16 protein-coding genes and 2 tRNA genes are annotated in these 19,301 nt (G+C 73.1%); 9 read left to right on the top strand and 9 right to left on the bottom strand.

Going from position 1 to position 19,301, the window contains the following annotated elements:
- Entirely contained in the window at positions 1-666 is a 666-nt protein-coding gene (locus IO36_RS11940; RefSeq protein WP_037619140.1) for a class F sortase, read from the top strand.
- Positions 667-1,145: 479 nt separating this feature from the next.
- Here IO36_RS11940 and IO36_RS11935 read toward each other — a convergent pair.
- Positions 1,146-1,219, bottom strand: a tRNA-Lys gene (locus IO36_RS11935).
- A gap of 185 nt (positions 1,220-1,404) precedes the next feature.
- Here IO36_RS11935 and IO36_RS11930 point away from each other — a divergent pair.
- From IO36_RS11930 to IO36_RS11905, 6 genes are all read left to right on the top strand, one after another.
- Positions 1,405-2,745, top strand: a complete 1,341-nt coding sequence (locus IO36_RS11930) for a peptidoglycan-binding protein (protein ID WP_037619139.1) — start codon at positions 1,405-1,407, stop codon at positions 2,743-2,745.
- 58 nt (positions 2,746-2,803) lie between these two features.
- Positions 2,804-3,991 (top strand): SPFH domain-containing protein, encoded by a 1,188-nt coding sequence (locus IO36_RS11925; protein WP_037619137.1) that lies wholly within the window; start codon positions 2,804-2,806, stop codon positions 3,989-3,991.
- Between the two features lie 231 nt (positions 3,992-4,222).
- Complete coding sequence (locus IO36_RS11920; protein WP_051900323.1) at positions 4,223-4,876, top strand: lytic polysaccharide monooxygenase auxiliary activity family 9 protein; 654 nt, start codon at positions 4,223-4,225, stop codon at positions 4,874-4,876.
- Positions 4,877-5,009: 133 nt separating this feature from the next.
- Positions 5,010-5,477: a DUF3592 domain-containing protein gene (locus tag IO36_RS11915; protein ID WP_037619469.1), complete on the top strand. Its 468-nt coding sequence runs from the start codon at positions 5,010-5,012 to the stop codon at positions 5,475-5,477.
- A 92-nt stretch (positions 5,478-5,569) separates the two neighbouring features.
- Complete coding sequence (locus IO36_RS11910; RefSeq protein WP_037619135.1) at positions 5,570-7,363, top strand: AMP-binding protein; 1,794 nt, start codon at positions 5,570-5,572, stop codon at positions 7,361-7,363.
- Positions 7,364-7,828: 465 nt separating this feature from the next.
- A complete protein-coding gene (locus IO36_RS11905) occupies positions 7,829-9,130 on the top strand; it encodes a M18 family aminopeptidase (RefSeq protein WP_037619134.1) in 1,302 nt (433 codons plus the stop codon).
- A gap of 139 nt (positions 9,131-9,269) precedes the next feature.
- Here IO36_RS11905 and IO36_RS11900 read toward each other — a convergent pair.
- The 7 genes from IO36_RS11900 to IO36_RS11870 all read right to left on the bottom strand — a co-directional run bounded on the left by IO36_RS11900 (position 9,270) and on the right by IO36_RS11870 (position 14,748).
- Positions 9,270-9,343: transfer RNA gene (locus tag IO36_RS11900), tRNA-Lys, on the bottom strand.
- Between the two features lie 101 nt (positions 9,344-9,444).
- On the bottom strand, positions 9,445-10,203 hold the full coding sequence (locus IO36_RS11895) for an IclR family transcriptional regulator (protein WP_037619132.1): 759 nt from the start codon (positions 10,201-10,203) through the stop codon (positions 9,445-9,447).
- 253 nt (positions 10,204-10,456) lie between these two features.
- Entirely contained in the window at positions 10,457-11,236 is a 780-nt protein-coding gene (ehuA, locus tag IO36_RS11890; RefSeq protein WP_037619131.1) for an ectoine/hydroxyectoine ABC transporter ATP-binding protein EhuA, read from the bottom strand.
- Complete coding sequence (gene ehuD, locus IO36_RS11885; RefSeq protein ID WP_037619129.1) at positions 11,226-11,876, bottom strand: ectoine/hydroxyectoine ABC transporter permease subunit EhuD; 651 nt, start codon at positions 11,874-11,876, stop codon at positions 11,226-11,228. Before ehuD ends, ehuA begins: the two co-directional genes overlap by 11 nt.
- Before the next feature lie 76 nt (positions 11,877-11,952).
- On the bottom strand, positions 11,953-12,687 hold the full coding sequence (gene ehuC, locus IO36_RS11880) for an ectoine/hydroxyectoine ABC transporter permease subunit EhuC (RefSeq protein WP_037619128.1): 735 nt from the start codon (positions 12,685-12,687) through the stop codon (positions 11,953-11,955).
- Positions 12,684-13,610 carry an ectoine/hydroxyectoine ABC transporter substrate-binding protein EhuB gene (gene ehuB / locus IO36_RS11875; protein WP_078943147.1) on the bottom strand — a complete coding sequence of 309 codons (927 nt, stop codon included), beginning with the start codon at positions 13,608-13,610 and terminating at the stop codon, positions 12,684-12,686. The genes ehuC and ehuB overlap by 4 nt, the downstream gene beginning before the upstream one ends.
- Positions 13,611-13,764: 154 nt before the next feature.
- Positions 13,765-14,748 carry a D-2-hydroxyacid dehydrogenase gene (locus tag IO36_RS11870; RefSeq protein ID WP_037619125.1) on the bottom strand — a complete coding sequence of 328 codons (984 nt, stop codon included), beginning with the start codon at positions 14,746-14,748 and terminating at the stop codon, positions 13,765-13,767.
- A gap of 468 nt (positions 14,749-15,216) precedes the next feature.
- Here IO36_RS11870 and IO36_RS11865 point away from each other — a divergent pair, with 468 nt between their 5' ends.
- Positions 15,217-15,945 (top strand): maleate cis-trans isomerase family protein, encoded by a 729-nt coding sequence (locus IO36_RS11865; protein ID WP_037619124.1) that lies wholly within the window; start codon positions 15,217-15,219, stop codon positions 15,943-15,945.
- Positions 15,946-16,159: 214 nt separating this feature from the next.
- Entirely contained in the window at positions 16,160-17,272 is a 1,113-nt protein-coding gene (locus IO36_RS11860) for an LLM class flavin-dependent oxidoreductase (RefSeq protein WP_037619123.1), read from the top strand.
- 46 nt (positions 17,273-17,318) lie between these two features.
- Here IO36_RS11860 and IO36_RS11855 read toward each other — a convergent pair whose 3' ends face one another.
- Positions 17,319-19,247: a putative bifunctional diguanylate cyclase/phosphodiesterase gene (locus IO36_RS11855; protein ID WP_037619122.1), complete on the bottom strand. Its 1,929-nt coding sequence runs from the start codon at positions 19,245-19,247 to the stop codon at positions 17,319-17,321.
- Positions 19,248-19,301 lie beyond the last annotated feature (54 nt).

The raw sequence follows: 19,301 nt of genomic DNA, 5'->3' as shown, positions 1-19,301 counted from the left end.
ATGGCCGGACGGGAGTCTTCCCAGGGCACCGGGCGTCTGCTGACCGGCGTGGCCTGGCTGGTGCTGCTGCTGGGGCTGTGGCTGTGGGGCCGCGAGGTGACGGATCCCCGGCTGGGGACGTCGGCGCCGACCACGGGGGACATCGCGGCCGTCGGACGGCCGCCGGAGGTACGGCTGCCCCGCGCGCTGAGACCGCTGGGCGACGCCCGGCCGCAGCGGGTCGACATCCCGTCGATGGGGGTGCAGGCGCCCGTGGTGGCCCGTGGGCTCGACGGCCGGGGCGCCATCGATCCGCCGCCCTTCGACCAGCCCGGTGTCGTCGGCTGGTACGCGGCGGGGGCGGAGCCGGGAGCCGTCGGGACGGCGCTGATGGTCGGCCACGTCGACACCGAGACCCGGCCCGCCGTCTTCTACCGGCTCAGCACCGTCAAGCCCGGGGACACCGTCCGGGTCGCCCGGGACGACGGGAGGATCGCCGAGTTCACCGTGGACGACGTGCAGGTGCTGCCCCGCGACCACTTCGACGCCCGGCAGGCCTACGGGGTGCGGGAGCGGGGGCGGGCGGAGCTGCGGCTGATCACCTGCGGCGGGACCTTCGACCACGCCACCGGCAGCTACACGGCGAACGTGGTGGTCTCGGCGTACCTCACCGGCACCGGACGGTGAGGCGCGGGCCCTTCGGCGACCGCGCGCCGCACCCGGACCGGTCCCGGCTCCGCGGCTGATCCGGCCCACGGACAGCGGACAGCGGACACGGCCCACGGACAGCGGTCACGGACCACGGACCGTGGACACGGCCCGCCCCGAAGGCGGACGGCACGGTCACCGGCCCGGTCGGCGCGCGGTCACCGGGCCCGGCCGGCGGCCGAAACCCCCCGAAGCCGCCGACCGGGCCGGTCCTCTACCGCGGGAGCACGGGCTGCGGGAGTAACCCGGCGCCGGCGCGGGAGGTCCAGGGGCCCGTCCACCGGGGGACGCGGTCGGGCCGGAGCAACCGACCTGGGGTGCGGACCACTTGAGCCCACCCTAGAGCGGATGAGCGCTGTCGTTCATAGACACTTTGACGCCAAGTCCGAAACGGTCGATACCGGCGCCGGGGCATGACGAAGGGCCCCCTCGCTCGCGCGAGGAGGCCCTCCGGTCGGTGCGCCGCCAGGGACTCGAACCCCGGACCCGCTGATTAAGAGTCAGCTGCTCTAACCAACTGAGCTAGCGGCGCCTGCTGACAGAGAAAACTCTACCCGACCGGCGAGGGTGCTCTCGACCGGGTGGCCGGCTCCGGGGCAGGTCGGGGCGGCCCCGTACATCATTCGGACCGTCAACGTGCGGCGCCCGACGGCAGTTGAGAAACTGACGAACGTGCAGAATTGCGGACATTTCAATCTGGAGTGTGAGGGGCGCCACATGGAGACTCCGGTGTTCGAGGAAGTCGATCCCGCGCGTGACTGCGATTGCCCCGGATGTGTCCACTGGCGGCGGGTCCTGCCCCTCTCCTCGCGGCTCGGGCCGCCGGGCACCATCGGTCATCCTGCGTCCCGGGCCGGGGCCCTCGGCCGGGCGGGAAGGGTGCGGAGCTCCGCGGCGCTCGCGCTGGCCGCCACCGCGGGGGGTGTCCTCGGCGCGGTGCCGGCGGTCGCCGCCGTGCACGCGCCCGCCCGGCCCGGCGTTCCCCGGGCCGACGGGCACGGGGAGACCCCCCAGGGCCGCCGGACACCGCTGCACGGTCCGGCGGGGAAGCCGGCCCTTCCATCGAGGCCCGGCGGCACCGTCCGGGCGCCGGCCACCACACGGGCCGCGATCCTCAGCCGGGCCATGACCTGGATCGACGCGCAGGTGCCGTACAGCATGGACGACTACTGGCGGGACGGGTACCGGCAGGACTGCTCCGGCTTCGTCTCCATGGCCTGGAACCTGCCGGGCAACGAGTGGACCGGCAGCCTCGACAGCTTCGGGGTGCGGATCACCAAGGACCGGCTCCAGCCGGGCGACATCCTGCTCTTCCACAACCCCGACAACCCCGAGAAGGGCTCGCACGTCGTCATCTTCGGCGGCTGGACGGACTACACGCACACCCAGTACGTCGCCTACGAACAGGCCCCGCCGCGTGCCAGGAAGCAGCCCACCCCGTACGCGTACTGGACGAACTCCGACCACTACGTGCCCTACCGCTACCGGGGGGTGACCGAGGGCGCGGGCGGCGCGCCGCCCTCCACGTCGACCCGCTACCCGGGGGCCGCGTACTTCGGGAACGGCGCGAACAACGCGTACGTCACCCAGCTCGGCCGGCTCCTGGTGGACCGGGGCGGGCGCCGCTTCTACTCCAAGGGGCCGGGGCCGCGCTGGTCGGCCGCGGACCGGCGGGCCACCCAGGCGTTCCAGCGCGCCCAGGGCTGGAAGGGTGCCGACGCGGACGGGCTGCCCGGTCCGAAGACCTGGTCGTACCTAGTCGGCAGGAAGGGCAGGAACATCCCCGCGGTGACGTCCGGACCCGGCTCCTCGCACGCCGTGCCCGGCTACCCGGGACGCGCGGTCTTCCGGCCCGGGGTGAGCGACGCCGCGGTGACCCGGCTCGGGAAGCAGCTGGTGAAGAAGGGGTTCGGCAAGTACTACACCTCCGGTCCTGGGCCGCGCTGGGGCGAGGCGGACCGGCGCAACGTCGAGGCGTTCCAGCGCGCCCAGGGCTGGCGCGGCGGCGCGGCGGACGGCTACCCGGGACCGGAGACCTGGCGGCGGCTCTTCTCCTGAGCCGGCCGTTCCCACGGCTCGTGAACACACTTCCAGGCGCGGAGGCATGGAGGCAGCTATGAGTACGACGACGTCAGACACCCCGGAGTCCGAGGGGGCACCCCCGGCGGAACCCCGCTGCGAGACGGCGGCCGAGACCAGCGGCGTCCACCGCGGTGTCCGGCTCATCCACAACGAGGCCACCACCGAGATCCCCGTCCACCTTCTCTTCCGTGACGACCCCGAACCGGTGTCCGTGCCGCTGGCCCCCGCCGTCGTGGGCCGTCGGCGCGGCACCGGGGAGCAGCCGAGGGTCCGGCGGCCCGTGCCGGGCAGACCTCCGCGCCCGGTGCCGGAGGCCGATCCCGAGCTGGTCGAACGGCCCGCAAGGGTGCTGCCCGGTGCGGCGGGTGTGCTCGCCGGGGTGTGCGGTGTGGCCGGATGCGCCCTCACGTCCTGGTGGGCCGGCGTCCTGCCACCCTCCGTCCTGACGGCGCTGGAACTGCACGCGCACGCGGGCGGCGGGCTCGGGCCCGCCGCGTGGGCCGCGTACGCCGGGGCGGGCGCGCTCGGTCTGTTCGGCTTCGGCGGTCTGGCCCGCGGCCGGACCGGGCGGGCATGGGTGCTCGGGCTGTTCGGGCGCTACCGCGGCACGGTCCGGCGCACCGGGCTGATGTGGGTCAACCCGCTGGTGCTGCGCCGCCGGGTCGACGTGCGGCTGCGGCACTGGCGCAGCGAGCCGATGTCCGTGGTCGACGCGAACGGGGTCGAGCTGCGGGTGGTCGTGCTCGTCGTGTGGCGCGTGAAGGACACCGCGCGGGCCACGCTCGCGGTGGACGACCACCGGACGTATCTGCGCGAGTGCGTGGAGGCCGCCCTCTCGCGGGTGCTGTCCCAGCTGCCGGCCGAGCTGCCGCCCGCGGTGGTCCGGGACCTGACCCTGCGCAACACGGACGCGGTCGGCGAGGCGCTGACCCGGATGGTCGCGGCGGACACGGCCCCGGTCGGTCTTGAGGTGTTCTCCGCCCAGCCGACCCGGATCGAGTACGCGCCGGAGATCGCCGCGCTGATGCAGCGCCGCCGGATCGCGGCCCTGGACGCCCAGCACCGCGACAGCGTGCTCGGCTCGGTCGTCGACTCGGTGGAGGACACGGTGACCCGGCTGACCCTGCGGGGGCTTGTCGAACTGGACGACTACGAGCGCAAGGCCTTGGTGAAGGACCTGACGGTGGCGTTCTGCACGGGGCGCGGGGAGATGGCGCCGTAGGCCTGGAGGCCTGGAGGCCTGGAGGCCTGGAGGCCAGGAGGTCGGGTGCGGGGCCCTGGGCGTGGACGGGCGGGCCGGGGCGGCCGGGAACCTGTGGCGGCCGGGGACGACCGGGTCGTCCATTGGTATGGACATGTTCAACTACCCGCAATAATCTGACACTTGGTCTAGACCTGAACCTCGCGCGGGCGCCCCACGGGAACATCCCCCACGTCCTTCAGGAGCGGCAGCATGCGCACACGGACGAACCACAACCTCGCGGGCCGGTCCCGCACCGGCAGGAAAGCGAAGGTGTACGCGGCGGCGCTCGGTCTCGCCACGGCGGGCACCTTCGTGCTCTCCACGGGCGGCGCCAGCGCCCACGGCTACACCGACCAGCCCCTCAGCAGGCAGAAGATGTGCGCCGCCAACGGCGGCATCGTGGCCAACTGCGGTGACATCCAATGGGAACCGCAGAGCGTCGAGGGTCTCAAGGGCTTCCCGGCGGCGGGGCCGGCCGACGGCAGCATCTGTTCCGCCGGGCACGCCAACTTCAGCCAGCTCGACCAGCCGAAGACCCCGGCGGGCGCGGCCTGGCCGACGACCAGGGTCACCGCGGGCGCGAGCTACACGTTCCGCTGGCAGTTCACGGCGATGCACGCGACGACCGACTTCAAGTACTTCATCACCAAGACCGGCTGGAACCAGAACCACGCGCTGACCCGCGCGGACCTGGAGACCACCCCGTTCCTGACGGTCCCCTACAACGGACAGCGCCCCCCGGCCACCCTCACCCACACCGGCACGCTGCCCGGCGGCCGGACCGGGCACCACATCATCCTCGGGGTGTGGACGGTGGCGGACACGACGAACGCGTTCTACTCCTGCGCGGACGTCACGTTCTGACCGCCCGGGGCCGAACGTCCTACTTCTGAGCCTGACTTGAGGCGCGGACGGCCCGGGCGCGGGTATGTTCCCCGCACGTCGACACGACCGCGTCGACGTGCGGGGAGCAGTGTCCGACCACCGGGGGACCGTCATGAGTGTGTTCTTCTATGTCCTGCCCAGCCTGATCATCGCCCTCGTGCTGCTGTTGGCGGGCAAGTCCGTGCGCCGCTCGCTGGAGCTGCGCAGCGCCTGGAGCAGCGGACTGACCGCGGAGGCGCGCTGTCTGCGGTCGTACACGACGGTCAGCGGGGGAGGGAACGACACCTCCGTCACCACGACCCTGCACCACGTCTACGAGTTCACGACGCGCGAGGGCCGCGTGATCCGTTTCGAGGAGGCGAACGGTCCCCGGACGGTCATCGAGGGCGACATCGTCCCCGCCTACTACAACGCCGAGCGCCCCGAGAAGGCCACGGCCCACGCGCCGAGCCCGGCCAAAGCGGCCGCGGGCACGCTCGGCGTGCTGGTGTTCTGCGGCGTGATCGTCAGCTTCTGCGTCGGCTTCATGATCACGTACCACGAGGCCGTCTCCAGCGCCGACGGCTTCTTCGGGGGCTAGAGCGCCCGAGGGGTGGGCCACGGGGGCGCGGGACGGAGTCGCTTCCGCACGGGGCTCCTCATCTGACGGCGCGTCAATTATGTTGCGTCGCCATGGAGTCCAGGAAGCGCACCGTCGGAGAGCTCGTGCGGGAGCGGTGGGGCGACCACCGCCCGGGGCTGTGGTTCGAGGGCCGGGTCACCAGCCATCACCGGCTGGCCGCGGGCGCGGCGGCGCGCGCCGCCCTGCTCGCCGGGACCCTGCCGCCCGGCGCGGAGCCGCATGTGGGCGTGCTGCTCGACAACACCCCCGAGTACCCGATGTGGCTGGGCGCGGCCGCCCTCGCCGGCGCCGCCGTCGCGGGGATCAATCCGACCCGGCGCGGACCCGAACTGGCCCGGGACATCCTCCACACCGAGTGCCGGATCCTGGTCACCGAGCGGGCCCATCTGCCGCTCCTCGACGGACTCGAACTCCCCGGCGTACGCGTCCTGGTGACCGACACGGACGCCTACGCCGAGCTCCTCGCGACCTACGAGGGAGCGACGCCCGACGACGGTCCGGCCCGCCCGGACAGCCGCTTCCTGCTGCTGTTCACGTCCGGTTCGACCGGCGCGCCCAAGGCGGCGATCTGCAGCCAGGGCAGGATCGCCGCCGCCGGGCGCTCGCTCGTCGACCACTTCGGGGTGCGCGCGGACGACACCCACTACATCTGCATGCCGATGTTCCACGGCAACGCGGTGATCGCCGACTGGGCCCCGGCGCTGGCGGCCGGAGCGGGGATCGCCCTGCGGCGCCGCTTCTCCGCCTCCGGGTTCCTCCCCGACGTACGGGCCTGCGGGGCCACGTACTTCACCTATGTCGGCCGGGCCGTGCAGTACCTGCTGGCCACGCCCGCCCGGCCCGACGACCGCGACAACCCGCTGCGCCTGGGCTTCGGGACGGAGGCGGGCGCGGTCGACGCGGCGGCCTTCGAGAAACGCTTCGGGGCGCGGCTGGTCGAGGGGTACGGCTCCTCGGAGGGCGGCGCCGCCGTCCAGCGCACACCCGGCACCCCGGCCGGGGCGATCGGACGGGCGGCCCCCTCGGACGACCTCGCGGTGATCGACCCGGCCACCGGACGCGAGTGCCCGCCGGCCGTCTTCACCGGGGACGGGCGTCTGCTCAACGGCGGGGAGGCGATCGGGGAGCTGGTGAACCGGGGCACCTCGCTCTTCGAGGGGTACTGGCGCAATCCCGGGGCCGAGGCGGCCCGGCGCCGGGGGGCGGCTGCCGGCCCGGCGGGGACGGGGGCGAGGGAAGCAGAGCGAGCGGGGGAGCGGGCGGACGGCGCGGAGGGAGCGAGTCGGGAGGTCGGCCCCGAGGGAGAGCCCGGCGACGGGTCCTCCGGGGCGGGCCGGGGCTGGTTCTGGACCGGCGACCTCTTCTACCGCGACGCCGAGGGGTTCCTCTACTTCGCCGGACGGAGCGACGACCGGCTGCGCGTCGACAGCGAGAACCTCGCCGCCGCGATGATCGAGAACATCCTCGCGCGGTACGAGGACGCCGGCGCCGTCGCCGTGTACGCCGTACCGGACCCGGTGGCGGGCGACCAGGTGATGGCGGCCCTCGCCCTGAAGGAGGGCGCGCGCTTCACCCCCGCGTCCTTCGCCGCGTTCCTGCTGGCGCAGCCGGACCTGGGCACGAAGATGGCGCCCCGGTTCCTGCGGATCGTGGAACGGATGCCGGTCACCGCCACCAACAAGATCCACCGGGTGTCCCTCAGGCGCGAGGGCTTCCGCTGCGCCGACCCGGTGTGGTGGCGGCCCCCGGGCGAGCCGGCGTACCGGCGGCTGACGGCGGCCGACCTGGCCGTCCTGGTGGCCCGGTACCGGGCGCAGGGACGGGAGGACCTGCTGACGCGGTAGCGGCGGGGGCTCGTGCGAGGGGACGTCCGGCGGCGGTTCGGGAACGGCCGTGACCGGAGGCATCCCGGCCGCCTTCGGCGGGGAGGATATCCGGGCACGTCTGCCGAGGGGCCGCCGCGCCGGGGGCCCGAGCCGAGGGAAGAAGGGCGTCGCGTTGCCTGATCCGGGTCGCGGACACGGGAGCCGCGGGGCCGCGCCGCCCCGGCTCGCGCCCGTACCGGTGACGATGACGACGGTGGCGCGGATGGTGGCGCGGGTGGCCCGGGCGGTGATGCCGGTGGCCCGGGCGGTGGCGCGTTGTCCGGCATCCGAGCCTGGGCGATGCCTTGTCGTGCCCCCGCGGCTCAGGGCCAGGGCCCCTCCCGAGCGGGCCGCCGCCCCGTCGGACCGCGCCCGGCGGGCGAGTTCGGCGGGAGAGTCCGACGACCCCCACCCCACCCCTCGACGGCACCCGAAAGGCACCTCATGTCCCCCACACATGACACGCGCGACCGTGGACACAACGACGACCTGCTCGCCTTCGTCAGAGCCAGCCCCTCGCCGTACCACGTGGTGGCGAGCGCGGCGCAGCGCCTGGAGAAGGCGGGCTTCGCGGAGCTGAGGGAGCGGGACGACTGGACGGCCGGAGCCGAGGGCGGCCGCTACGTCGTGCGCGGGGGAGCGCTGCTCGCCTGGTACGTCCCGCCGGGCGCCCCCGCGTACACCCCCTTCCGGATCGTCGGCACCCACACCGACTCGCCGAACCTGCGGGTCAAGCCCGCGCCGGACACCGGTTCGGCGGGGTGGCGGCAGATCGGGGTGGAGATCTACGGCGGAGTGCCCCTGAACACCTGGCTCGACCGGGACCTCGGCGTGTCGGGGCGGCTGGCCCTGCGCGACGGTTCGACCCGGCTGGTCCGCGTCGACAAGCCGCTGCTGCGGGTGCCGCAGCTCGCCATCCACCTCGACCGGACCGTCAACGAGGGGCTCGCACTGGACCGGCAGCGGCACATGACCCCGTTGTGGGCGCTCGGCGGCCCCCGCCCCGGAGCCCTGCTCGCGCGGATCGCGGACGAGGCCGGCGCCGACGCCGCCGACGTCCTCGGCTGGGACCTCATGCTCCACGACGTCCAGTCGCCGGGGTACCTGGGCGCGGAGGAGGAGTTCATCGTCGCGCCGCGTCTCGACAACCAGATATCGGTGCACGCGGGGGTCACCGCCCTGGTCGCCGCGGCCGGTTCGCGGCGCCCGCCCGCCCAGGTGCCGGTGCTCGCCGCCTTCGACCACGAGGAGGTCGGCAGCGGATCGGACTCCGGCGCCCAGGGCCCGTTCCTGGAGCGGGTGCTGAGCCGGTCCGTGACCGCCAGGGGCGGTGGTCCCGAGGACTTCGAGCGGGCCCTCGCCGGCGCCCTGTGCGTCTCCTCCGACATGACCCACGCCGTGCACCCCAACTACGCGGAGCGCCACGACCCGGACCACCGGCCGCTGCCCAACGGCGGCCCCGTGATCAAGGTCAACGTCAACCAGCGGTACGCCACCGACGGGGTCGGCGCCGCCGCCTTCGCCGCCGCCTGCGAACGGGCCGGGGTGCCGTGGCAGCCGTTCGTGTCCCACAACGCGATGCCGTGCGGGACGTCGATCGGGCCGATCACCGCGGCCCGGCTCGGCGTGACGACGGTCGACGTGGGCGTCGCGGGGCTGTCGATGCACTCGGCGCGCGAACTGTGCGGGGCCCGGGACCCGGAGCTGCTGGCGCGGGTGCTGACCGAGTTCGTCAGGGGGAGCTGACCGGGTGAGCGGGGCGGTCGGCCGGGGCCGGTTCGAGGGCTGCCGGAGCGCGGACCGCCCCGGTCCGGCCGGGACCTCCCGGACGGCTCTCCCGGACATGCGTGAAGGCCCCCCACATCGTGGAGGGCCTTCACCAAGGTGCGCCGCCAGGGACTCGAACCCCGGACCCGCTGATTAAGAGTCAGCTGCTCTAACCAACTGAGCTAGCGGCGCATGACTCTCGCCTCCCGCTGCTGCGGTCGGCGACAAAAGAAATACTACCTGGTCCGTGGGGCTGCTTCCGACCACCCCGGGCGGACCCGGTGCGTCGGCGGTCAGATCGCGAGGGAGAGCAGCACCGGGGCCGCTCCGCGGTTCAGCGTGTCGGCGGCGCGGCGGAGCCGGTGGGCGTGCTCGACCGGCAGGGACAGGGCGAGACAGCCGACCGAGGAGCCCGCGGTGATCGGGACGGCCGCGCAGACCGTGCCGATCGCGTACTCCTGGAGGTCGAGCACGGGCACGGTGGCCGGCTGCGAGTCGAGGCGGGACAGCAGGAGCCGCTCGCTGGTGATGGTCCGGGAGGTCAGCCGGGCCATCTTGTGGCGGGCGAGGTGGTCGCGGCGGCCGTTGTGGTCGAGCTGGCCGAGAAGGCTCTTGCCGACCGCGCTGGCGTGTGCGGAGGAGCGGAAGTCGACCCATTCGTTGACCGCGGGGGTCGACGGGCTCTCCGCGTACTGGGTGACGTGCACCTCGCCGTCGATGTAGCGGCTGATGTAGATCGCGGCGCCGACCGAGTCGCGGAGCCGGTCGATCGTGTGCTGGAGCTTGTCGCGCAGCGCCTGTTCACGGCCGTGGGCGGAGCCGAGCCGGCCGAGGGCGGCGCCGGTGACGTACGCGCCGTCCGTGATCTGCTCGACGTAGCCCTCGCGGCGCAGCATGCGCAGGAGTGCGGTGAGCCGGTCGGCGCCGATGCCGCACCGGCGGGAGAGCTCGGCCTCGGTGACGCCGGTCGTGTGGTGCGAGACGGTCTCCAGGACGCGCAGCGCGTCCTGGGCCGAGTGGTACGGCGCGGTCGGCTCGTTCTTCAGCGCCACGGTTTCCCCCTGCGCTTCATGGCCCGGCTCAAAAATGACGTCGGCCCGGACAGCTGGGCTCCTTACACGATAACGGTCAAGGCGCGGTCCGTGGCGGTCTGTTGACGAGATTGGTGGCGCGCTCCAGGCCTCTCAGCAGGAGCGCGCCACGCTGGCATATGCCACAGGCAAGGCCCTTCGGGCATGCCCCGGGCGCGGGACCTCGCACCTTGTCCGGCGCGCTCCCCCTCCGCCCCTCGTCCGCGCCCCGGCGTCAGAGGACCGCGCCGAGGAATTCCCTGGTCCGCTCGTGCTCGGGGTCGCCGAAGATCTTCTCCGGTGGCCCGGACTCGATGACATGGCCGGAATCGAACATGAGGACCTGGTCCGAGATGTCCCTGGCGAAATTCATCTCGTGGGTCACACAGAGCATCGTGATGTCCGTGGTGCGGGCGATGTCGCGCAGGACGTCCAGGACGCCCGCGACCAGTTCGGGGTCGAGCGCCGAGGTCACCTCGTCCAGCAGCAGGATCTGTGGCCGCATGGCCAGCGCGCGGGCGATGGCCACGCGCTGCTGCTGGCCGCCGGACAGCCGGCCCGGCCGCTGGTCGCACTTGTCCGCGAGGCCGACCAGGTCCAGCAGTCCCCGGGCCCGCTCCTCCGCCTCGTCCCTGGACAGGCCGAGGACGGTCACCGGCGCCTCGGTCACGTTCCTGAGGACGCTCATGTTCGGGAACAGGTTGAACTGCTGGAAGACCATCCCGATCTTCTTGCGGACCTCGCGGACCTGCTTGCCAGGGGCGGGGAACAGTCGGTCCCCGGCGACCGTGATCGTGCCCTCGTCCGGCCGGGTCAGGGTCATCAGCAGCCGCAGGATCGTCGTCTTGCCGGAGCCGGACGGCCCGATCAGCGTGACGTGCCGGCCGGAGTCGACGCGGAAGTCGAGCCCGTCGAGGACGGTGTGCTCCCCGAAGCGCTTGGTGACCTTGTCGAAGCGGATCAGCTCGCTGCCGTCCACCGGGGGGTTGTCGAGGGTGTTCGTGTCAGCGGACAAGACGTCGCTCCAGGGCTCGCAGCAGCAGGGAAGCCGGATAGGAAATGAGGATGAAGGCCACGCCGATCACCGTGAGCGGCTCCGTGAACTGGAAGTGCTGCTGCGAGTACAGCCGCGCCTCGCCGAGCATCTCCAGCACGGTGACGGTCATCAGCAGCGGGGTGTCCTTGAGCATCGCGATGACGTAGTTGCCGAGGGCCGGCACCACGCGCCGGACCGCCTGCGGCAGGATCACCGCCGTCCAGGTGCGCCGCGCGGGCAGGCCGAGCGCGGTGGCCGCCTCCCACTGCCCGGCGGGCACGCCCTCGATACCGGCGCGGTAGACCTGCATCGTGTACGTCGAGTAGTGCAGTCCGATCGCGATCACACCGGTGGTCAGCGCGGAGAACGTGATGTTCCACTCGGGCAGCACGTAGAAGAGGAAGAACAGCTGCACCAGCAGCGGGGTGTCGCGCACGAACTCGGTGGCCGCCCCGACCGGCCAGCGCACCCAGCGGGTCGGGGCGCGCATCAGCAGCGCCCACACCAGGCCGAGGGCGAAGGAGATCACCGAGCCGAGGGCCAGCGCCTCCAGGGTGACCAGCAGGCCGTCCCAGAAGTGCGGCATGAAGGCGCCGACGGCGTTCCAGTCCCAGGTCATTCGGCACCACCCGTCGTCGTCCCGGTCATCGCGTTCGTCCCGCTCGTCGCGGTCGTCGGGGTCAGGGGTACGAGGTTCATGAGGCACTCCCGCCCGCGGTCGCGCCGGCGCCCGCACCGGCCGTCGCCGCCCGCTTCGTCCCGGTGGCCGGCACACTGTCCGACGCCCTGCCGACCCCTGCCTTCAGCCGCTTCTCCAGACCGCGCATCAGCCGCGTGAGCAGGAAGGCCAGCACGAAGTAGATGAGCAGCACGTACGTGTAGATCTCCGCGCTCTGCTGCAGCGCGAGCCGCACCAGGGTGGCGCTGAACGTCAGATCGCCCATGCCCATCACGGAGACGAGGGCCGTGCCCTTGAGCAGTTCGACCAGCAGGTTCGAGAACGGCGGGATCATCTCCGGCACCGCCTGCGGCAGCAGGATCAGCCGCATCCGCTGCCAGGGCGTGAAGCCGAGCGCGATGCCGCCCTCCCGCTGGGCCGGGTCGACCGCGTTCAGCGCGCCGCGCACGATCTCGGAGCCGTACGCCCCGTACGTCAGCCCCAGCGCCAGCGTGCCCGCCCACAGCGGGACGAGCTGCCAGCCGAAGGCGAGCGGCAGCACGAAGTACACCCAGAAGATCATGATCAGCGCGGAGGTGCCGCGGAACACCTCGGTGTAGAGGCCCGCGAGGAAGCGGACGACCCACCGTCGTGAGGTGCGCGCGATCCCTGCCAGGAAGGACATGAAGCCGGCCAGCAACGCGCTGAGGACGAGCAGTTGGACGGTGACCCAGATGCCGTCGAGGACGAGTTTCCACAGACCCGGTGTCATCCGCGGCACAGCTCCTTCGCCGTCAGGTCGGTCATCTCGGCCCTGGTGAAGCCGAACGGCCTCAGGACGCGGAAGACTTCGCCGCTCTGCTTCATCCGGCGCAGCTCGGCGTTGAAGGCGTCCCGCAGCCTCGTCTCCGCGGAGCGGAACGCGAAGCCGCCCCCGTCGACGTGGGGTTTGCCCTTGACCAGCGGCGCGAAGGCCTTCGTGCTCTCGGCCTTCGCCGACTTCCGCACCACCTCGCGGACGGTCAGCGCGGTCCCGGCGAAGACGTCGGCGCGCCCCGCCTCGACCGCGTTCAGTCCGGCCACCTGGTCGGGCACGATCAGGATGTCGCTCTCCTTGTACCCGGCCTCGACCGCGTACTGGATCTCCGCGTACCCCGTGCCCGTCGCGAACCTGGCCTTCTTCGCCACGACGTCCTTGTAGTCGTGCAGCCCCTTCGGATTGCCCTTGCGCACGACGAACGCGTCGAGCATCTGGTAATCGGGGTCGGCGAAGATCACCTGTTCGCAGCGGTCCGCGTTGATGTACATCCCGGCGGAGACGACGTCGAACTGCTGCGAGTTGAGCCCGGGTATGAGCGAGCCGAACTCGGTCGGCACCGGCTGGACCCGGTCGACACCCAGCCGCTTGAAGACCGCCCTGGCCAGTTCCGGTGCCTCTCCGGTGAGCCGTCCGTCCTTGTCGATGTAGCCGAAGGGGATCTCGCCCGCGATGCCCAGACGGACGACGCCCTGCGCCCTCAGCCGGTCGAGGAGGTCGCCGCCGTCCGCCGAGGCCGCCGTGGCCACGCGGCTGCATCCGGCGGCGCCGAGCGCGCCGAGCGCCGCCACCCCCGCGAGCAGCGACCGGCGGGTCGTGCCGGGCGGATGTCTGTCGTTCCCGCTTGCGTTCGCATCTGCATTACCCAGTGGAGCCATGGGCGCGCGGCTACCCGAGACCATGGGATGTATGCGGAACGGTTCCGGTCCGTCCATGGCCTACGGGCTCCCGACCCGCCCGGAACGGCCCCGGTGACGGGGGACTTTGCTCCTTCGCCTTCGCGGAGCCGGGCCCCTGTCTTCCGGAGGCGGTTCAGTGCCCCGGGACGTACCCGCGCTTCTTGTCGACGACGTTCGACAGCGTCCGGCCCGTGGCCCAGCGTTCGTACAACTCCACGAACTGGGCGCTCAGTTCGTCCTGCCAGCCGACGGTGTCCCCGCTCATGTGCGGCGACACGATCAGACCCGGGACGTCCCACAACGGACTGTCGGGTCCGAGCGGTTCGTGCTGGAAGACATCGAGGGCCGCACCCGCGATCCAGCGCTTCGACAGGGCCTCGGCGAGCGCCTCCTCGACGACGAGCGGTCCGCGCCCGACATTGATGAAACGGGCCGAGGGCTGCATCATCCCGAAGCGCCGGGCGTCGAACATGCCCCGGGTCTCCTCGGTGAGCGGGGCGGCGGAGACCACCCAGTCGGCGCGGGCCATCAGCCGGTCCAGTTCCAGCGGGCCGTGGACCCCGGTGCGCGGGACGCGTCCCACCAGCGCCGTGGTGACGTCGAGCGACTTGAGGGTGCGGACGATCGCCCGCCCGATCGGACCCGATCCGACCACGCAGGCGCGGGTCCCGGCCACCCGCTGCGACTCGCGGTGCCGCCACTCGTGCCGGCGCTGGAGGTCGAGCGTCCGCGGCAGGTCCTTCGCCATGCCGAGGACCAGCGCGGCCACGTACTCGGCGATCGGCCGGTCGAAGACACCCCGCGCGTTGGTCACCACCGTGTCGGAGGCGGCGAGCTCGGGACCCAGCAGATGGTCCACGCCCGCGCTGGCCGCGTGCACCCAGCGGGGCCGGGGCCCCTCGCCGGGCCAGGCGCGGCGCAGCGCCCGTGAGCCGAGGTCCCACACCAGCAGCACGTCGGCGTGCGGCAGCCGCTCCGCGAGCGTGGTGTCGTCGGCGTACTCGATACGGGCCCGGCCGGTGAGCCGGCCAAGCCGGGGCAGCGGGTCGGAGCCCAGCACGAGGAGGGTGACCGGGGCCGACGGGCGGGACGCGCCGGGGGAGGTACGGGCGTTCACAGCGGGAGACCGATGCGCACAGCGAGTCCGCTTCTCTGGAGGTTCCTGGGGCGGTGTGACCGGGGACGACCCGCGGCCGGGCGGGGCCGGGGGGCGAGCCGGTCCGGCCGGGACGCGCGGACCGACCACGCTCGCACCCGAAGCCGCCTGCGTCAACACGGGCTCGCACCCCGCCGGTTGCCCGCCCGTCCCGGGGCCACGAGGCCGGAGCGCCGGTGACCGCGGCCCTCCTTCCCGGCTTCCGCGCCCGCCGGACGGGGCCGGCCCGGCCCCGTCCGGTCTCGCCCCGGCCCGGAACGGGGGCGACCGGGCCCGACGACTCGGTACCCGACGATCTCGGCCAACCGGGTGCCGATGGGGGCGGCGCTGCGCCAAGTGGGTACCCGGGCGGTGGGCCCCCGTCCACGGCTTGATTGATCCGGCCGCCCGCCGGGGACCCGTACTTCCCGAAGAACAGGAAGGTTGGGCATGACCGCACTCGGATTCCTCTACCCGGGCCACTCGGCCGAGGACGACTACCCCCGCATCGAGCAGCTGCTCGGCAGCGACATCCGCCTGACCGTCGTCCACACGGACCGGGCGGAGGACGCCCACCGCGTGGACGCGCTGCTCGACCTGGGCTCGGCACCGCGTCTCGCGGCCGGTGTCGAGGAACTGCGCCTGTCCGGAGCGGAGGCCGTCGTCTGGGCCAGTGCCGGCGGAAGCTTCGTGCACGGGGTGCAGGGCGCCCACGAGCAGGTCCGCGCCCTCGCCCGGACGGCCGGGGTGCCCGCCTCATCGACGTCCTTCGCCTTCGCCCACGCGGCCCAGGAGCTCGGGGCCGGGCGGGTCGCGATCGGCGCGACCTACCCCGACGACGTGGCCGCGCTCCTCGCGGAGTTCCTGAACGAGAGCGGCACGCAGACGGTCGCGGTGCACGGCGCCGGCGCGAGCGCCGCGGAGCCGGCCGGCTGGGACTTCGACCAGGTCCTCGCCCTGGCCCGGGAGGCGGACCACCCGGACGCCGACGCGGTCCTGCTGCCCGACACGGCCCTGCACACCGCCTCCCATCTGACGGAACTGGAGAAGGCCCTGGCCAAACCGGTCCTCACCGCCGGCCAGGTCACGGTCTGGGAGGCCCTGCGCCTGACCGACCGCCGTCTGAACGCCCCGGCGCTCGGCACCCTCTTCACGAGGGAACCGATCGTCCAGGTGTAGAGGGGGTCCAGCCCCTCCGGCGTTCGAGGAGCGGGGGTCCGGGGGCGGAGCACCCCGGGTGCGGGACGGGAAGGGGCGGAGGGGGCGAACAATCCTGTGCCCCCGCCCCACCCGGGGCGTGCACACCCACGCCGGGGAGCCGGAGGGAATAACCGGAGACACCCTCCTGTTCGCACCGCGAGGAGAGACCGCGTACGCGACAGGAGGCACCCCGGTGGACGAGACGGCGGCAGAGACGGCCGAGCAGGAAGAGATCCGCGGCACGGCACAGGGCACCGCCCCCGTGCCCCTGTCCGTCCTGGACCTCGTCACCGTGGGCGCGGGTCGCACCGCGACCGACGCCCTGCGCACCAGCGTCGGCCTGGCCCGCCTCGCGGAGTCCCGCGGCTTCCACCGCTACTGGGTGGCCGAACACCACTCGATGCCCGGCGTCGCCAGCTCCTCGCCGGCCGTGATCCTCGCCCACCTGGCCGCCCACACGGACCGCATCCGGCTCGGCTCCGGGGGAGTGATGCTCCCCAACCACGCCCCGCTGGTGATCGCGGAGCAGTTCGGCACGCTGGAGGCGATGGCCCCGGGCCGTATCGACCTGGGTCTCGGCCGGGCGCCGGGCACCGACGGGGCCACGGCCGCCGCACTGCGCCGCACCCAGCGGCTCGGCGAGGGCGCCGACGACTTCCCCGAACAGCTCGCCGAACTCGTCCGCTTCCTGGACGACGACTTCCCCGACGGCCACCCCTACGCCCGGATCCACGCCGTCCCGGGCCCCGTCCAGGCCACCTCGCCGGGCGGAGTCCAGTCCCCGCACCGGCCCCCGGTCTGGCTGCTCGGCTCCTCCGGCTTCAGCGCCCGCCTCGCCGGGACCCTCGGTCTGCCGTTCGCCTTCGCCCACCACTTCTCGGCGCAGAACACGATCCCGGCCCTCGACCTCTACCGCGCCTCGTTCCGGCCGAGCGCGGTCCTCGACGCCCCGTACGCCCTCATCGGAGTCGCCGCCCTCGCCGCCGACGAGGAGAAGGAGGCCCGCCGCCAGGTGCTGGCCGCCGCCCTGAACATGGTCCGGCTGCGCACCGGGCGTCCCGGCCTGGTGCCGACCCCGGAGGAGGCGGAGGCCTACGAGTTCAGCCCGATGGAGCAGGAGTTCGTGGCCTCCTGGAACGCCAACGTCGTCCACGGCACCGCCGACGAGGTGCGCGCCGGCCTCGACGACCTCCAGAAGCGCACCGGAGCCGACGAGTTGATGATCACCGGCAACGCGCACAGCGGCGACGTACGGCTGCGCTCCTACGAACTGATCGCCGACGCCTACGGGTTGCCGGGTAAGTAGGGACGCATTACCGGGTAAGCAGGGAAGCGCGGGCCCGGGGGAGCGCTCAGGTCCGGGGGCAGGGAGCCGACGACAGGAGCGCCGAGATGCGTTCCGGCGCCACCGGCCGGGAGTACAGCCAGCCCTGGCCGGTGTCGCAGCCGATCCCGCGCAGCCGGGCCGCCTGCGAGGCGGTCTCCACGCACTCCGCGGTGACCGTCAGACCGAGCCGGTGGGCGAGCTGGACGAGCGCCTCGACGATCACCTCGTCGGCCGGGTTGGGGTGGGCCGACGAGCCGTCGGCGTTCTCGTACTGGAAGCCGCGGACGAAGGCGCCGTCCAGCTTCAGCACGGACACCGGGAGCCGGCTCAGATAGGCGAGGTTCGAATAACCGGTGCCGAAGTCGTCGATGGCGATGCGGACCCCCATGTCGCTGAGGGCCTGCAGCGCCTGGAGCGGCCGCCCCGCCGACCCCATCACCGCCGACTCCGTAAGCTCCAACTGCAGCAGATGCGGGGCCAGTCCGGTCTCGGCCAGGATCTTCGCCACGTCCGCCACCAGGTCGGAGTCCCAGACCTGGCGCACGGCGACGTTCACGCTGACGAAGATCGGCGGGGCGTCCGGGCGGTCCAGCTGCCAGCGGCGCGCCTGACGGCAGGCGGTGGCCAGCACCCAGCGGCCGAGCTGGACGATCGAACCGTCCTCCTCGGCCAGGGAGATGAACCGGTTCGGGGTCAGCGTCCCGAACCTCGGGTGGTTCCAGCGGACCAGCGCCTCGACCCCGTGCACACCCCCGTCCTCCATACCGACCAACGGCTGGTACTCCAGGGTGAATTCGCCCCGGTCGACGGCCGCTCGCAGGGTCGAGGACAGCGCCTGACGGGTCATGCGGTGCGCGTTGCGCTCGGGGTCGAAGAGCGTCCATCGGCCCTTGCCGTCAGCCTTCGCCCAGTACAGCGTGGTGTCCGCGGCCTGCATCAGAGCGGTCGCCGTGGTGCCGGCGCCGCGCCGCTCGACGACCCCGATGGACGCCGACAGCGACAGCCGCTGCCCCGACAGGTCGAACGGGGCCTGGAGCGACTTCAGTACGGACTCGGCGAGGTCCGCCAGCTGATCGGTGCCCGTGGAGTCCTCGACGAGCAGCGCGAACTCGTCCCCTCCCAGCCGTGCCACCAGCGGAGTCGCCGTCCGGGTGAGCCCGGCGTGCTCGGCGCAGCGGGTCAGCCGCTCCGCGACGGCCGCGAGCAGCCGGTCCCCGACCCGGTGGCCGAGGGTGTCGTTGACCGCCTTGAACCCGTCCAGGTCCAGATAGCAGAGCCCGATCCGGCCGGTGCCGCACTCCTCGTACGCCTCCGCCTCCAGCGCCGCCGACAGGCGCTCGAAGAACAGCGCCCGGTTGGGCAGCCGGGTCACGGGGTCGTGCATCTGCAAGTGCCGCAGCCGCGCCTGGAGTTCACGCCGTGCGCCGATGTCGGTGACCGAGATCAGGACCGCCCGTTCCCGCTCGGGCAGCGGTGCGATCGTGACCTGCGCCCAGATCACATGGCCGTCGGGGTGCTTGAGCCGGCGGGTGCAGCGCAGCCGGGCCTTGCTGCCGCCGAGCAGCTCGCGGTACGCGTGCCAGGTGCGGATGTCGGAGGCCAGGTCCACCACGTCGGCGGCGGCCCGCCCGACGAACGTCCCCGCGGCGGCGCCGAGCAGCGTCCCGAGTGCCTCGTTCGCGGTGACGACGAGACCCTCGCGGTCGACGACGGCCATCGCGAGGGGGGCGGTGGCGAAGGCCGCGTGGAAGGTGCGGAGTGACGTTCCGTCGGGGATCGCCGCCGGTGCGGGCGTCCCGGAAGGCGGCCCCGGCGCCACGGAAGGTACGGAGGGGGCGAAGGAGCCGGGAGAGGTCCCGGCCGACGTACGAGAAGACGTGTCGACGTGACGTTCTGTGACGGCCGGCCGGACGAGGTCCCCCGCGGGCGCCGGCCCTTCGGACGTTCCGCTCACCGCTCGCTCCCGCAGTGCACTCGTTCTTCGTATGGGTCTCTCGGGGCGGTCGGC

It is taken from the genome of Streptomyces aureus (assembly GCF_000725495.1).
GTDB classification, from domain to species: Bacteria; Actinomycetota; Actinomycetes; order Streptomycetales; family Streptomycetaceae; genus Streptomyces; species Streptomyces aureus_B.
The sequence above is the reverse complement of the archived record's forward strand: the minus strand, read 5'-3'. Positions and strand labels throughout refer to the sequence as shown.